At 61.5% G+C, this 13,249-nt stretch carries 12 protein-coding genes; 5 read left to right on the top strand and 7 right to left on the bottom strand.

Annotation, left to right across the window (positions count from 1 at the left end):
- Nucleotides 1-5: 5 nt before the first annotated feature.
- The 3 genes from hflX to PPRO_RS14345 all read right to left on the bottom strand — a co-directional run bounded on the left by hflX (nucleotide 6) and on the right by PPRO_RS14345 (nucleotide 2,944).
- Complete coding sequence (gene hflX / locus PPRO_RS14355) at nucleotides 6-1,649, bottom strand: GTPase HflX (RefSeq protein ID WP_041532867.1); 1,644 nt, start codon at nucleotides 1,647-1,649, stop codon at nucleotides 6-8.
- A 195-nt stretch (nucleotides 1,650-1,844) separates the two neighbouring features.
- On the bottom strand, nucleotides 1,845-2,615 hold the full coding sequence (locus PPRO_RS14350; RefSeq protein ID WP_011736727.1) for an enoyl-ACP reductase FabI: 771 nt from the start codon (nucleotides 2,613-2,615) through the stop codon (nucleotides 1,845-1,847).
- A gap of 131 nt (nucleotides 2,616-2,746) precedes the next feature.
- Entirely contained in the window at nucleotides 2,747-2,944 is a 198-nt protein-coding gene (locus PPRO_RS14345) for a hypothetical protein (protein WP_011736726.1), read from the bottom strand.
- Nucleotides 2,945-3,193: 249 nt separating this feature from the next.
- On the opposite strand from PPRO_RS14345, the gene trmB reads away from it, so the two are divergent.
- The 3 genes from trmB to PPRO_RS14330 all read left to right on the top strand — a co-directional run bounded on the left by trmB (nucleotide 3,194) and on the right by PPRO_RS14330 (nucleotide 6,090).
- Nucleotides 3,194-3,757 carry a tRNA (guanosine(46)-N7)-methyltransferase TrmB gene (trmB, locus tag PPRO_RS14340; protein ID WP_049759839.1) on the top strand — a complete coding sequence of 188 codons (564 nt, stop codon included), beginning with the start codon at nucleotides 3,194-3,196 and terminating at the stop codon, nucleotides 3,755-3,757.
- A 93-nt stretch (nucleotides 3,758-3,850) separates the two neighbouring features.
- Nucleotides 3,851-4,702, top strand: a complete 852-nt coding sequence (locus PPRO_RS14335) for an energy transducer TonB (RefSeq protein WP_011736724.1) — start codon at nucleotides 3,851-3,853, stop codon at nucleotides 4,700-4,702.
- Nucleotides 4,699-6,090 carry a cobyrinate a,c-diamide synthase gene (locus tag PPRO_RS14330; RefSeq protein ID WP_011736723.1) on the top strand — a complete coding sequence of 464 codons (1,392 nt, stop codon included), beginning with the start codon at nucleotides 4,699-4,701 and terminating at the stop codon, nucleotides 6,088-6,090. The genes PPRO_RS14335 and PPRO_RS14330 overlap by 4 nt, the downstream gene beginning before the upstream one ends.
- A gap of 231 nt (nucleotides 6,091-6,321) precedes the next feature.
- Here PPRO_RS14330 and PPRO_RS14325 read toward each other — a convergent pair whose 3' ends face one another.
- Entirely contained in the window at nucleotides 6,322-7,554 is a 1,233-nt protein-coding gene (locus tag PPRO_RS14325) for an FprA family A-type flavoprotein (protein WP_011736722.1), read from the bottom strand.
- A 362-nt stretch (nucleotides 7,555-7,916) separates the two neighbouring features.
- Here PPRO_RS14325 and PPRO_RS14320 point away from each other — a divergent pair, with 362 nt between their 5' ends.
- Together PPRO_RS14320 and PPRO_RS14315 are read left to right on the top strand one after the other, a co-directional pair.
- Nucleotides 7,917-8,564: an HAD family hydrolase gene (locus PPRO_RS14320; RefSeq protein WP_011736721.1), complete on the top strand. Its 648-nt coding sequence runs from the start codon at nucleotides 7,917-7,919 to the stop codon at nucleotides 8,562-8,564.
- Nucleotides 8,565-8,742: 178 nt separating this feature from the next.
- The gene (locus tag PPRO_RS14315) at nucleotides 8,743-9,195 is read left to right on the top strand and encodes a C-GCAxxG-C-C family protein (RefSeq protein ID WP_011736720.1); all 453 of its coding nucleotides are present in this window, start codon (nucleotides 8,743-8,745) and stop codon (nucleotides 9,193-9,195) included.
- 98 nt (nucleotides 9,196-9,293) lie between these two features.
- Here the strand turns inward: PPRO_RS14315 and PPRO_RS14310 are convergent, their stop codons facing one another.
- From PPRO_RS14310 to ftsH, 3 genes are all read right to left on the bottom strand, one after another.
- Complete coding sequence (locus PPRO_RS14310; RefSeq protein WP_011736719.1) at nucleotides 9,294-10,754, bottom strand: NAD-dependent succinate-semialdehyde dehydrogenase; 1,461 nt, start codon at nucleotides 10,752-10,754, stop codon at nucleotides 9,294-9,296.
- Between the two features lie 135 nt (nucleotides 10,755-10,889).
- Nucleotides 10,890-11,141 carry a hypothetical protein gene (locus PPRO_RS14305; protein WP_011736718.1) on the bottom strand — a complete coding sequence of 84 codons (252 nt, stop codon included), beginning with the start codon at nucleotides 11,139-11,141 and terminating at the stop codon, nucleotides 10,890-10,892.
- 143 nt (nucleotides 11,142-11,284) lie between these two features.
- On the bottom strand, nucleotides 11,285-13,156 hold the full coding sequence (gene ftsH / locus PPRO_RS14300) for an ATP-dependent zinc metalloprotease FtsH (RefSeq protein WP_011736717.1): 1,872 nt from the start codon (nucleotides 13,154-13,156) through the stop codon (nucleotides 11,285-11,287).
- Between the last annotated feature and the right edge of the window lie 93 nt (nucleotides 13,157-13,249).

Here is a 13,249-nt window from a genome sequence, read left to right as displayed (position 1 = left end):
TTATGTCAATCAATCAGGGACGACTCGTCCGGCCAGAAGCGTCGTTGCAACTCCTCCAGGAGTGGTGACATGCTCGTGCGGTCGGTGGCTGCAATCATGATGCCGCCGCAGGTGCGGGCAAACTGGCGCACCCTCAGGAAGGCGATGGTGTCGCTCTTTTTCAGTTTGGCGAGCAGGTCGGACTTGTTGAAGATTAAAAGCCGTGGTTTGTCGCCCAGTTCCAGTTCGTCCAGGATGCGGTTAACCTGTTGGATGTGGGTCTCGAAACGGGGATTTGAAGCGTCCACCACATGCAGCAGCAGATCGGCGTCCCGCAGTTCCTCCAGGGTAGCCTTGAAGGCACCCAAGAGCGATGCGGGGAGGGAACGGATGAATCCGACCGTGTCGGTGATGATTACCTCGCGTTCGAGGGGGAAACGCAGCCTGCGGGTGGATGTGTCCAGGGTGGCGAAGAGCAGGTCCTCGGTAAACACCCTGCTCTTGGTGAGGGTGTTGAGCAGGGTGGACTTGCCGGCGTTGGTATAGCCGACGATGGAAACGATCGGCACGCTGGCCTTGACCCGCTTGCGCCTGCGCTGGTCGCGGCCGCGGGAGAGTTCCTTCAGTTCGCGTTCCAGGCTGGCGATGCGGTCGCGGATGCGGCGACGGTCGGTCTCCAGCTTGGTCTCGCCCGGTCCGCGCCCCCCGATGCCCCCCATCAGCCGCGACATCTGCACGCCCCGTCCGGTCAGGCGCGGCAGCAGGTATTTCAGTTGTGCCAGCTCCACCTGAACCTTGCCGTCAAGGGTCTGGGCGCGGCGGGCGAAGATGTCCAGGATCAGCTGGCTGCGGTCGATGGCTTTCAGCTCGGTCATGGCAGAGATGGACCGGATCTGGGCCGGGGTCAGCTCCTGGTCGAAAATCAGCATGGTGGCGCCGTGCTGCAGGGCCCGGATGACCACGTCGCGCATCTTGCCCTCTCCCATGACGAAGCGGGGGTTGATGCTGCGCGGCCGCTGGATGAACTCGTCCAGGACCTCGATCTGCGCGGTGCGGGCCAGTTCGCGCAGTTCCATGATGGAATCCTCAGCCTCCTGGCGTGTCCCCTCCACGGTGACGGAGACCAGGATCGCACGCTCCAGCGCCTCGACGCCGCTGCTCTTGGCACGCGTGGAGCGCGACAGGTCAGCCTCCAGTTCCTCCAGGAAGCGGGCACACTCCAGGTCGACCCGCTCGAAAGTAGTGATCGCACCGGTAATGGTCGACGGACCGGAGCTGGTCGGGGAGATCCAGGCCATCTGAACGGAAATTCTGCGTTTTTCGGGAGAGAACAGCAGGGCTGCCAGCAGGTCCAGGCGAAGCAGGGAGAGGTCGGTCAGGTCGTCTTCACTGACCTGCTCGTTCTTTAAATGGGTGTGGATCAGGCGCAGTCCGCGCAAGGGGCGCTTTCCCAAGGGATAGTCGCGCAGTTCCGGAATGACCAGTCCCCGTTCGTCGCCGACGATGACGTATTCCACCATGCCGGAACGGTTGACCAAGATGCCGATCTGGCGGCGGATGTCGAGGGAAAGCTCCACCAGTCTGCCGGCCAGTTCTTGGGTGCAAAACTCGGCTTGGGGAATGCGCCGCCGGTAGAGCCGTTCAAGGGCCTGGATCTGGCTGGTTTTCAGCCCCGTGAGATTGCCGAATACTTCTTTGATGGGATGACTCCGTTGCTGCCAGGATCTGAAGATGCTTTTCAGGATACTGCGTCCGCGGGCCGATGGCAAGCGCGCGGCGTTCCAGGCCGTGAGGTGGCAATGTAGAGGCCCTGGACCATTCCGGCATCCAGGGCCTTCTTTATTCGGGTGTCGTGCTGGGGGAGGCTACAGTCCGATCACATTGTAACCGCAGTCGACGTAGTGAACCTCGCCGGTGACGGCATTGGCCAGATCGCTGCACAGGTAGACCGCCGAACCGGCCACGTCTTCCTGGGTGGTGTTGCGGCGCAGGGGCGCCTTACCCTCAACCTGGTTGAGGATATGCGCGAAACCGCTGACGCCTGCCGATGCCAGGGTGCGGATCGGGCCGGCTGAGATGGCGTTGACCCGGATACCCTCGGGGCCGAGCGCCTCGGACAGGTAGTGCACCGATGCCTCCAGGGCCGCCTTGGCCACGCCCATGACATTGTAATTGGGGAAGACCTTCCTGGCGCCGTGGTAGGTGAGGGTCAGTGCTGCTGCGTTTCGCCCCTGCATCATGGCGTGTGCCTCCTTCAGTATGGCGATGAAGGAGTAGGCGCTGATGTCCATGGCGGTAGCGAACCCTTCCCTGGTGGTGTTGAGGATGGTCCCCTTCAATTCTTCCTTGTTGGCGAAGGCTATGGCATGGACGATGATGTCGATGCCGTCCCAGATGGTTGAGAGGTGCTTTATTACGGATGCTATGTCCTCGTCGCAGGTGACGTTGCAGGGGAGGATTGCTGTGGCGTTCAGTGACTCCGCCAGGGGGCGGACCCGCTTTTCCAGTGCTTCTCCCGCATAGGTGACGGCCAGTTCGGCTCCCTGTCGGTGCATCGCCTGCGCAATGGCCCAGGCGATGCTCTTGTCGTTGGCAATGCCGAAGATGAGCGCTTTTTTGCCCTGTAATAGTGACATAGGTGTTCTATCCTCCGGTTTGAGATAAGGTGGTCATGGGAATGCATGTGATAACTGAAGGCAGCGGGAGTCAGGTCGATAGCCTGTCGCTGCTGCCGGGCGGAGAGAGGGGATGGCGCTGGAGGTGTTGTTCAGTGCTGTGGGGGCTGCAGTGACGAGAGCCGTGCTTCAATGTCGGTGAGACGTTTTTCGATCCCGGCCAGCACATCCAGTGTCCTGTCCTGTTTTCCCTTGATGGCGAATACCACAAACGGCGTGACCAAGAGCACCACAACCATAAAAAAACAGAGAATGCTCATCATTACCGCGAAGCCGCCGAGAATCTCCATACCCTCTCCCATCCCTGTACGTGGAACGTCTATAGCATAGTGGGGCTCAAATGTTAATAACAAATCGGGGGGCTTGCTCCGTTGTACGGCTGTGGGGCAGGGGCGATTTTGGCCCGGCAGTGCAAAAAGCGGTGATTGTCACGGAGAGTTGTGCTATTTTGCTGCGGTTATTTTGAACGCAAAGGGTACGCCGTGAATCTTATTCCCATAACCTCCCCCCGGTTTCTCACACCGGAATTGCTGGCCGCCATGCCCGACTGGCGGCAGATCTTTGGAAACGACAACCCGCTGGCCCTGGAGATCGGCTGCGGCATGGGCGACTTCGTGACCCAGGTGGCGCAGCTGCACCCGGACTGGAATTTTGTCGCCATCGATTATTACAACAAGGGGTGCCTCAAGACCTGCAAACGCATCGACGACCTGGAGTTGAACAATGTGCGGGTGGTTCGGGACGAGGCTCGCGGTTTCATGGTGCGCTGCATTCCTCCCGAATCGTTGCAGGCGGTGGTCATCAACTGCCCCGACCCCTGGCCCAAGATGCGCCACCGCAAACGCAGGCTGGTGAATGGCGAGTTTGTCGCGTTCCTGGCGGATTTCATGCTGCCGGGGGGGGATTTCCACTTTGCCACTGATTTCGACGACTACGGCGAGGATGTGGCCCGGATGATGCCGGGCATCGCCGGTTTTGAAAACGTCCTTGCCCCCGATTTCTATCGCCACACGCGGGAGCAATACCCCCTGTCCAAGTATATGAAGAAATTCATGGCCGAGGGAAAACGGATCTATTTCGTCCATTACCGCAAGCAGGGCTAAGGCGGGCACGAAAAGGTCGAGCTTCGCTTCCGGCGCGTCTGCGTTGGCAGGGCGGGGAGCGCTTCTTTTCCGCTCTACGGATAGTACACTTCCATGTCTGAGCGATACGTAGAAAAAACATTCCTCTACCTGCTGATCTTCTCGCTTCTGCTGCACCTGGGAGTGTTTGCCCTGCTCTTGTACCTGCCGCCGAAGAAGCAGCCGCCTCCCAAGGAACCGGTCTTCATTGACCTGCAACAGATGCCCGAGGCGATGCTCCCCCGTGAGCCGGCTCAGGCGGAGGTGCGGCGGCGCTCTGACCAGAGGAGGCGGGTGGAGCGCGAAGCAGCTCCGCGGGGGAGAGACAGCGTGGACAGCGGCGTGCGGCCGCAACCGCCGGTCAGCCGACCCCTTCCGGGCCGGGCAGGCGAGCCGGGAAGCCCCTCCCTGCCCGGAGCGAGGCCTCAGCGGGAGAGCCGGGTGACCGAAGGGTCTTCGGTGGCCGGTCTTTTGAAGCCTCGTTCCCCTGCCGGACGACCCCAAGGGCAGCCGAGGCTGTTTCCCGGAGCCGGGGGGATGGCCAGGCTGGAGGAGAACTATCGCCGCAAGTTTGAGAAGGATGTTGCCGAGGGGGATACCAAGTTTCTCAATACCGACGACATCCAGTTCGGTTCGTTCCTTCGGCGCTTCGAAAATTCCGTCTACGGTGTTTGGCGCTATCCCGAGGAGGCCTCCAGAAACGGCATCCAGGGGGTCACACCGGTCAGGATCACCTTCAATCGGCGGGGAGAGGTCGTGCATGTGGAGCTTTTGGAGAGTTCTGGCGCCAAGGTGCTGGATGACGAAGTATTCCGTACCCTGAAGCTGATCGGCCCGGTGGGCGGATTTCCTCGCGGGTATGACAAGGACGAGTTCCACCTGATAGCGTTCTTTCAGTATGGCATGACAAGGAGATCCCTGAGATGAGCATAAACGGCTTTCTGATAGCCGCTCCCCAGAGTGGCAGCGGCAAGACCACCATCTCCCTGGCCATCATGGCCGCGCTCAGGCGGCGAGGGCTGGTGGTCGCGCCCTTCAAGTGCGGGCCGGATTTCATCGATCCCGGTTACCATCGCATGGCAAGCGGCCGGGCTTCCATCAACCTGGATGGCTGGATGTGTCCGGAGTCGTTCGTGGCGGAAACCTTCCGTCTGCATGCGGAAGCCGCCGACGTGGCTGTGATCGAGGCGGTCATGGGTCTCTTCGATGGGCTCGGGGCCTCCCCCCTGCAGGGAAGCAGCGCCCAGATAGCCGCTATCTGCGGTGCTCCGGTGGTGCTGGTGGTCAATGCGCGCGGCATGGCGGCCAGTGCTGCGGCTCTTGTCAAGGGGTTCGCCGAGTTCGATCCGGACGTCAGGTTGGCCGGGGTGATTTTCAATAACGTGGGTAGCGCTGGCCATGCCGAATTGCTGGCCAGGGTCATGGCCAGCGCTCTGCCTGAAATCGCCCTGCTCGGCTGCATTCCGCGTGACGAGGCGCTGGCGATTCCCTCCCGTCATCTGGGGCTGGTTACGGCGGAAGATAATCCTCTGCCGCCGGAATATCTGGATCGCCTGGCCGATCTGGCTGAGAAGCACCTGGATCTGGCGGGACTGGCGGGCTTGAGGATTACCCCACGCTCGGTGGGGGCGTCTCTTTCTCGGACTAACGGGGGGGGGATGCTACCCGTGCGCATAGCCGTTGCCCGGGATGCGGCTTTCTGTTTTGTTTATCAGGACAATTTGCGCCTGCTGCGGGAGGCCGGGGGAGAGTTGCTGTTCTTCTCCCCCCTGGCGGACGGCGCTCTTCCCGAGGGGATCAGTGGCATCTACCTGCCGGGCGGCTATCCTGAGTTGTATGCCGAACGCCTGGCTGTCAACGTGCCTATGTTGGATGCCATACGCGGCGCGGCGCGGGACGGTATGCCGTTGTATGCCGAATGCGGTGGTTTTATCTATCTGACCCGGGGGATGGAGGATTCCCAGGGCGCTCCCCTTGCGGATTTTGCCGGCATTTTCCCGGTGCGGGCGCGCATGTTGCCGAAACGCAAGGCCCTGGGTTACCGCCAGGTGGAGTGCCTGAGTGTCTCGATCCTGGGGCCTGCCGGTGAAACCGCCCGTGGCCACGAGTTCCACTACTCGGAGATCTGTGAAATGCCGGTGGATGTTACGCGCACCTACAGTGTGACGCGTCAGGGAGCTTTCCTTGGCCAGGAGGGGTACTGTCTGTCCAACTGCCTGGCCTCCTACGTGCATCTGCATTTCGGCAGTAATCCCTGCCTTGCGCCATCCCTTGTGGCGGCATGCAGGAAGTTTGCTGCCACCCGCCGGTCGTAACGGCGGTCCGTCTGTTCTCGAACTGGCGTTATGTGCGACCCCTAATCGTACCCTCAATCAACTGAGCAGAAGGAGTAGTTGTTACGTCTTTCATTCTGCCATAGACCTTAATCCGTGCGGGGTAGCGGGACGTAGTTGATTTGTTGACTCACTCTCCCTGACACTCTCGCCACTCAACTGATCAACTACGTCCCCTTAGGCGCTCAACCGTATCCACCCGCCCCTCCCCCTTCAACTCTCCTTCGTGAAGGCAATGAGGGAATCGCAATACGCTTCCAGCGCTTCCCTGATATTTTCCAGATCCTTGTCGGTTGGCGCCCCTTGCCATTCATAATGCCCCACGAGATCCCAGCCGGATTTCCCGGTTTTAGCTTCGAAATCCTTTTGTGCGCCACCGACCCACCCGTAGGAACCATACCGAAACACTTTCTTGTTGGTGACCCGTTTCACCAGCAGCTCTTCCATGACATGGGCCATGGGGGGAAATACCTTGTATTCATAGGTGGGCATTCCGAAAATCAGTCCGGCTGATTTCCACGCGCTTGCCAGGATGTAGCCGATATCGTCACCGGGAGCCTGGAAGATGTGAACCGGAATGTTCTTTTTCCGCAAGGTTTCCACGACCGTCGACAGCACCGCCTTGGTATTGCCGTACATGCTGCTCCAGACGAGCGTGACTTCCCGCTCGCCCGGCCCCTTGCTGTACTGGGCGTATCGCCGGTAGTGGTCGATGATGACGGCGGGGTTTTCCCGCCAGATGATGCCGTGGGAAGGGCAGATGACCCTGACGTCGAGCCCCTGGAGTTTCTCCAGCCCTTTCAATACAAAGGTCGAGAAGGTGGCGACGATGTTTGCATAGTATCTGAGGGCTTCCTTCTCAAAAAAATCATGCGTGTCGGCCGACAGCTGATCGTCGAAGATCGTGTTTTCCTCGACCTTGCCATAGGAGCCGAACGCATCACAGGAAAACAACAGTCCCCGTTTGCGCTCATAGGTCATCATCGTTTCCGGCCAGTGGATGTTGGGCGTATCGAAGAACTGCAACTCATAGTCACCGACCTCAAGGATCATACCGTCGGTGATGGCAACGGCCCGTTCGGGCGGTACCGAAGCGAAGGCCTCCAGAAGGGGAACGGCCTTCTGCGTGCAGTAGATTGTCGCCTTCTTGTTCCTCCGGCAGAACTCCCTGAGCCAACCGGCATGATCGGGCTCCATGTGGTTGATAACGATAATGTCGATGTCTTCGATTCCCAACGACACCTCGCCCATCTGCTCGGTGAACGCCCGGGGAAAGTCCATGATATCCTGGGTCAGGTCGATCAGGACATTCTTCTCGGATTTGATGAGATACCCGTTTATGGAAATGCCGTGGGGAATCGGCCAGATACCTTCAAAGAGATAGTTTTTGTCCTCGATGTTGACGGAAAGTCGGTACACATCACCGATTATGTTGTGAATGTTCATTGGTACGCACCTCGCCCTTTCTGGAATTCTGCCTGCCTGTTTATGAGTAGATACCGCGTATAAGCATCCACTTCAACAGGTAATGACGGATCATGCGGAGTATCGGAAATTCACGCGTGATGCCATCTGCGCGCGTTCGTGCGAACAGGCTCTCTCCGGCAGCTCTCAACTGCCGTTTTCAGGACAATTTTTCTCATGATCCTGCTGTGAACAGCTCTGGGAGGAAACCTGCTCCGAATAATGCCCTGACAACCGGCCGGCCGTTTCAATACTTGCTTTTTCCTGTGAATATGAACCACAATTGACCCTCGCCGCTCACGCGCGGCATACGAGGGCGAGACAGGACAGGAGGGGGTGTGAGTATGTTCGACGGAATTTTCTGGGACAACGACGGGGTGCTGATGGAGACCGAGCACCTCTACTATCAGGCAAATGCCGAGGCCCTGGCCCTGGCCGGGGTGGAACTGACGCTGGAGGAGTTCTGCCGCATCTCCCTGCGCCAGGGTGAGAGCGTGCTCGACCTGGCCGCCGGACCGGGACAGGGGGAACAGGGAGGGAACGGGTTGCGCCGGGTGCGCGACGAGATCTACTATCGCCTTCTGGGGGAGGAGGCACGGGTGATGCCGGGGGTACGGGACACCCTGGAGCGATTCCACGGCCGGCTGCCCATGGCCATCGTCACCAGTTGCCAGCGGGGTAATTTCCTGCGCATGCACCGGGAGAGCGGGCTTCTGGACTACTTTGATTTCGTCCTCACCCGCGAGGACTACGGCGCAAGCAAGCCCGACCCGGAGCCGTACCGCACCGCCTGCGCCCGGGCCGGGCTCGACCCGCGGCGCTGTCTGGCCATCGAGGATTCGGAGCGGGGCGTCGCCTCCGCCAGCCGGGCCGGTCTGACCGTGGCCGCCATGCCGGGCGAACTGAATCGGGGGGGCGACTTCACTGTTGCCCGCTGGCTGCTGGAGGGGATCCACCAGCTTCCGGCGCTATTGGGGTTCGACCAGGGATGAGAAGAACAGGGGCTGCTTCGATCTGTCCGGAATGCGTCCGGACAGTGGAAGGCCTCTCGTAACGATCGACCGATTGCCCGCCTCGAAACACAGAGGAGCAGACAACGGTCCGCCGGGCAGCTTCAACGTAAGCAGGTACCACCCAGGGTGGAATACTTTACAAGGGGGTTTGAAACAGATGAGCGAACAGATGACTGAGAAGATGGACGCGAAACAGCTGGCAGGGCAGAATTTCCGTGAAGGGTACAACTGCGCCGAGGCGATGGTGCGGGCATTCCGCGACCTGCTCAAACTGGACATTTCCGACGACGCCGTACGCATGGCGACCGGCTTCGGTGGCGGCCTGGGACATGCAGGCTGCCTGTGCGGCGCCCTCACCGGCGCCACCATGATCCTTGGCGTGCTCCAGGGGCGGACTACCCCGGCGGAGAGCCGGGAGCCGGCATACGCCGGCGCCAACCAGTTCCATGCCCTCTTCAGGGAGAAGTTCGGCTCCACCTGCTGCCGCGTGCTCAACCCCCACCCCTTCGACAGCAAGGAGCACCTGCGCAACTGCCTGAAGATCACCGGCGGAACCGCGGAACTGCTGAGCACCTTCATGGCGGAAAAGGGGCTCGCGAAGCTGAACTGACCCTTTAGCCTTCCCCCGCGGCCCCCCATGAAGGGGAGCGCCGTGGGGGGCACGCTCGCCCCCCCTTCGCCTGTCACCCCTACCGCGCGGGTCTATCTTCAGGCGATTCCCCCCCCCACGCAGACGTACTTGATCTCCAGGTATTCGTCGATGCCATAGGCCGACCCCTCCCGCCCCAGACCGGACTCCTTGATGCCGCCGAAGGGGGCCACCGCCGTGGAGATCAAGCCGGTATTGATCCCGACCATGCCGTACTCCAGGGCCTCTGGCACCCGCCAGCAGCGCGCCTGATCCCGGGTGTAGCAGTAGGCGGCCAAGCCTGACTGAGTGTCGTTGGCCAGGGCGATGGCCTCCTCCTCGCCGGAGAAACGGAACAGCGGCGCCACCGGGCCGAAGGTTTCCTCCCGGGCGATCTGCATCTCCGGCGTCGCCTCGGCAAGCACGGTTGGCTGGAAGAAGGTGCCACCCAGGGAATGCCGCCCACCCCCCACCACCAGACGGGCACCCCTGGCCAGGGCATCGCTGATCAGCTCCTCCACCTTGAGCAGGGCGGCCATTTCCATCAGCGGCCCCTGCTGTACCGACTCGTCCCTGCCGTCCCCCACTTTTAGCTTCCTCACCCGTGCAGCCAGCCGGTCACGGAAATCATCGTAGACTGCCTCGTGCACCAGAAAGCGGTTGGCGCAGACGCAGGTCTGGCCGCTGTTGCGGAACTTGGACACCATGGCTCCCTCCACCGCGGCGTCCAGGTCGGCGTCGTCGAAGACGATAAAGGGAGCGTTTCCCCCCAGCTCAAGGGAGAGTTTCTTCACCGTAGCGGCGCATTGGGCCATCAGTTTCTTGCCGATTTCGGTGGAGCCGGTGAAGGTCAGTTTGCGCACCAGGGGGTTGGAGGTCAGCTCCCCGCCGATGTCGGCCGCCGAACCGGTGACCAGATTGAGCACCCCGGCGGGGAGGCCAGCCCGAATCCCCAGCTCCATCAGGGCCAGGGCCGACAGGGGGGTCATGCTGGCCGGTTTCAGCACCATGGTGCAGCCGGCCGCCAGGGCCGCCCCCGCCTTGCGGGCGATCATGGCCGAGGGGAAGTTCCAGGGGGTTATGGCGGCGCAGATCCCCACCGGCTGTTTGGCGACCAGGATGCGTTTGTCGTGCTGGTGGGGCATGATGACGTTGCCGCCGATGCGCGGCGCCTCCTCGCTGAACCACTCGATGAAGGAAGCGGCGTAGGCGATCTCCCCCCGTGACTCGGCCAGCGGCTTGCCCTGCTCGCAGGTCATCAGCAGCGCCAGATCCTCCTGGCTGGCCATGATCAGCTCGAACCAGCGTCTGAGGATGCGCGCCCGCTCCCGGGCCAGGGTGGCGCTCCACCCCGGCAGGGCCACGGCGGCGGCCCGGACGGCCCGGCGGGTCTCGGCCGCCCCCATGCGGGGGACGGTGGCGATGGTCTCGCTGGTGGCCGGGTTGGTGACATCGATGGTGGCGCCGGAGTCGGCATCGCACCAAAGACCGTTGATATGGCACCGATATTTCAGCAGGGCGGGATCATGCAATCCGGTCATACGATCATACTCCCATGTTGTATTCCATCGGGTGAGCAGGCGCATTCAGAGAAACGGAGGCAACGGAACGCGAAGACGCTGGAGCAAGTCCGACAGGCTGCTGTAACCGGCAGCCACAGCCATCCTCCCGCCGGTCTACGTCCCCGCCTGTTCCCGTAGCAGATCCGTGACCAGCCCGGCGAACTCGTTCAGACTGGTGACCCTCAGGGAGTAGCGGTCGAGCATTGTGAATCCGAAACGGCTCTCCACCGCCTCGACAAACGCGGTGTAGGCCAGCGAATCCAGCACATGCCCCGCCAGCGGCCACTCCGGGTTGATCGTATCCACGACCTGCGAATCTATCCCGATGGACTGGATCAGCTTCTTCAGCTCTTCGGTCACATCCATTCTGCGCTCCTTTCCTCTGCCTGGATCTGTCGAATCCGCACAGTATACGGAGGAAACGCCTGGAAGCAAGGCAATGCCCGGAAATAAAGAGAGCCGATCCCGCGGCGGAACCGGCCCCCTGAATAACTCACTCCTCATCGGGGTCAGGGGGGAGGCGCCTGAGCCGTGTTGAGCGAACCGATGATCTCGTCAACCCGGCTACCGTCCAGGGTTTCCTCGTCCTGCAGGGCCTGGGCCAAAAGGTCCAGTCGCTCGCGATTGGCGGACAGAAGGTCACCGGCGCGCTGCTCCGCTCTGGTGATGAAGGCCGCTATCTCCTGGTCGATGCGCCAGGCCATGGCCTCGGAAAAGGTCTTCTCCTCGGCCAGCTTCATCCCCAGGAAGGGGTGTTCCTCTCCCCGGCTGAAGGTCATCCCGCCCACCTTTTCACTCATCCCCCATTGACAGACCATCTTCTCCGCCAGGGAAGTAACCTGTTTCAAATCCCCCTGGGCACCACTGGAGACCTCGCCAAACGCAAGCCGCTCCGCCACTCGCCCCCCCATGGCTACCACCAGCCGATTTTCCAGATAGCTCTGGGGATAGTGGTAACGGTCGTCCTCGGGGAGTTGCTGGGTCACCCCCAGGGCCATGCCGTGGGGGATGATGGTCACCTTGTGGATCGGGTCGGTGCCGGGGAGCAGTCTGGCCACCAGGGTATGGCCGGCCTCGTGGTAGGCGGTGATGCGCTTCTCTTCCAAAGAGATGATCATCCTGCGCTCGCTTCCCATCAGGATCTTGTCCTTGGCCTTTTCCAGATGCTCCATGGTGACCGCGGCCGCGTTCTCGCGCGAGGCCAGGATGGCTGCCTCGTTGACCAGGCTTTCAAGGTCGGCGCCGGTCATGCCGGGGGTGCCGCGGGCAATCACCCCCAGGTCGATCCTGCCGTTCATGGTGATCTTGCGCACGTGGACTTGGAGGATCTTCTCCCGATCGCGCCAGTCCGGCCGCTCGATCACTACGTGCCGGTCGAAGCGGCCGGGGCGCAGCAGGGCCGGGTCAAGTACATCGGGGCGGTTGGTGGCGGCCAGCACGATGACCTCCTCGTGCTGGTCGAAACCGTCCATCTCCGACAGGAGCTGGTTCAGGGTCTGCTCCCGCTCGTCATGGCCACCACCGAAACCGGCGCCTCGACTGCGACCGACGGCATCCAGTTCGTCGATGAAGACGATGCTGGGAGCGGCCTTCTTGGCATTGGTAAACAGATCGCGCACCCGGCTGGCGCCGACCCCCACAAACATCTCGATGAATTGGGAAGCGGAGATGCTGAAAAAGGCCACTCCCGCCTCACCGGCCACCGCCCGGGCCAGGAGCGTCTTGCCGGTCCCCGGAGGTCCCACCAGCAGAACCCCCTTGGGAACCTTGCCGCCGATGCGGGCGAACTGCTTGGGATTGCGCAAATAGTCCACGACCTCCTTCAGCTCCTGCTTGCTGTCCTCCATGCCGGCCACATCCTTGAAAGACACGGCCATCTTGTCACCTGCCAGATACGCCTTTGCCCCGGAGCGGGAAAAGCCGCCCATCATCCCGCTCGGCCCCTGGCTGCGCATGGAGCGCATCCCCACCCACCAGATGGCGATCAGGATCACCCAGGGCGCCACGTAGATCAGGGCATTGAGCAGCAGAGGGGTCTCCGTGGACAGGGCGCTCACCTCCACCTTGCGCGCCATCAGTTCCGGCACCAGGGTCTGGTCGTCGATGGTCGGCAGGACACTGCTGAAGCCGGTGAACTCGCGCTGCTGCTCCTTGCCCTGGACCAGGGCGCTTACCCTGGTCTTGCCCCGAAACTCGCCCGTAACAGCCGTCCCCTTGAGGGTTATCTTTTTGATGTTGTCTTGAGCCAGTTCAGCGCGCAGGCGGCTGTAGCTGATCTGGGCCACCTGGGCGCCCTGTTGCGCAAAGAAGATGTTGGTGAGATGAAAGACCAGCATGAACAGGAGTATGGCGAACAGCGGTCTCCAGAAGGATTGGTTCATGATCCACAACCTCGTGATTATCAATCGGAACAGGGGCAGCTATAGTGTATCCTTATCCGCGTATTTCACAAGAATTTCGGTGGAGTGGCCACA

Source organism: Pelobacter propionicus DSM 2379, assembly GCF_000015045.1.
Taxonomy (GTDB): Bacteria; Desulfobacterota; Desulfuromonadia; order Geobacterales; family Pseudopelobacteraceae; genus Pseudopelobacter; species Pseudopelobacter propionicus.
Note: the sequence above shows the minus strand (reverse complement) of the source record. Positions and strands in the feature narration are given on the sequence as shown.

What these genes read in the sequence shown, in the direction of transcription:
- PPRO_RS14350 (WP_011736727.1), bottom strand. Translation starts at nt 2,615, where the DNA reads ATGTCACTATTACAGGGCAAAAAAGCGCTCATCTTCGGCATTGCCAAC.
- PPRO_RS14345 (WP_011736726.1), bottom strand. Translation starts at nt 2,944, where the DNA reads ATGGAGATTCTCGGCGGCTTCGCGGTAATGATGAGCATTCTCTGTTTT.
- trmB (WP_049759839.1), top strand. Translation starts at nt 3,194, where the DNA reads ATGCCCGACTGGCGGCAGATCTTTGGAAACGACAACCCGCTGGCCCTG.
- PPRO_RS14335 (WP_011736724.1), top strand. Translation starts at nt 3,851, where the DNA reads ATGTCTGAGCGATACGTAGAAAAAACATTCCTCTACCTGCTGATCTTC.
- PPRO_RS14330 (WP_011736723.1), top strand. Translation starts at nt 4,699, where the DNA reads ATGAGCATAAACGGCTTTCTGATAGCCGCTCCCCAGAGTGGCAGCGGC.
- PPRO_RS14325 (WP_011736722.1), bottom strand. Translation starts at nt 7,554, where the DNA reads ATGAACATTCACAACATAATCGGTGATGTGTACCGACTTTCCGTCAAC.
- PPRO_RS14320 (WP_011736721.1), top strand. Translation starts at nt 7,917, where the DNA reads ATGTTCGACGGAATTTTCTGGGACAACGACGGGGTGCTGATGGAGACC.
- PPRO_RS14315 (WP_011736720.1), top strand. Translation starts at nt 8,743, where the DNA reads ATGAGCGAACAGATGACTGAGAAGATGGACGCGAAACAGCTGGCAGGG.
- PPRO_RS14310 (WP_011736719.1), bottom strand. Translation starts at nt 10,754, where the DNA reads ATGACCGGATTGCATGATCCCGCCCTGCTGAAATATCGGTGCCATATC.
- PPRO_RS14305 (WP_011736718.1), bottom strand. Translation starts at nt 11,141, where the DNA reads ATGGATGTGACCGAAGAGCTGAAGAAGCTGATCCAGTCCATCGGGATA.
- ftsH (WP_011736717.1), bottom strand. Translation starts at nt 13,156, where the DNA reads ATGAACCAATCCTTCTGGAGACCGCTGTTCGCCATACTCCTGTTCATG.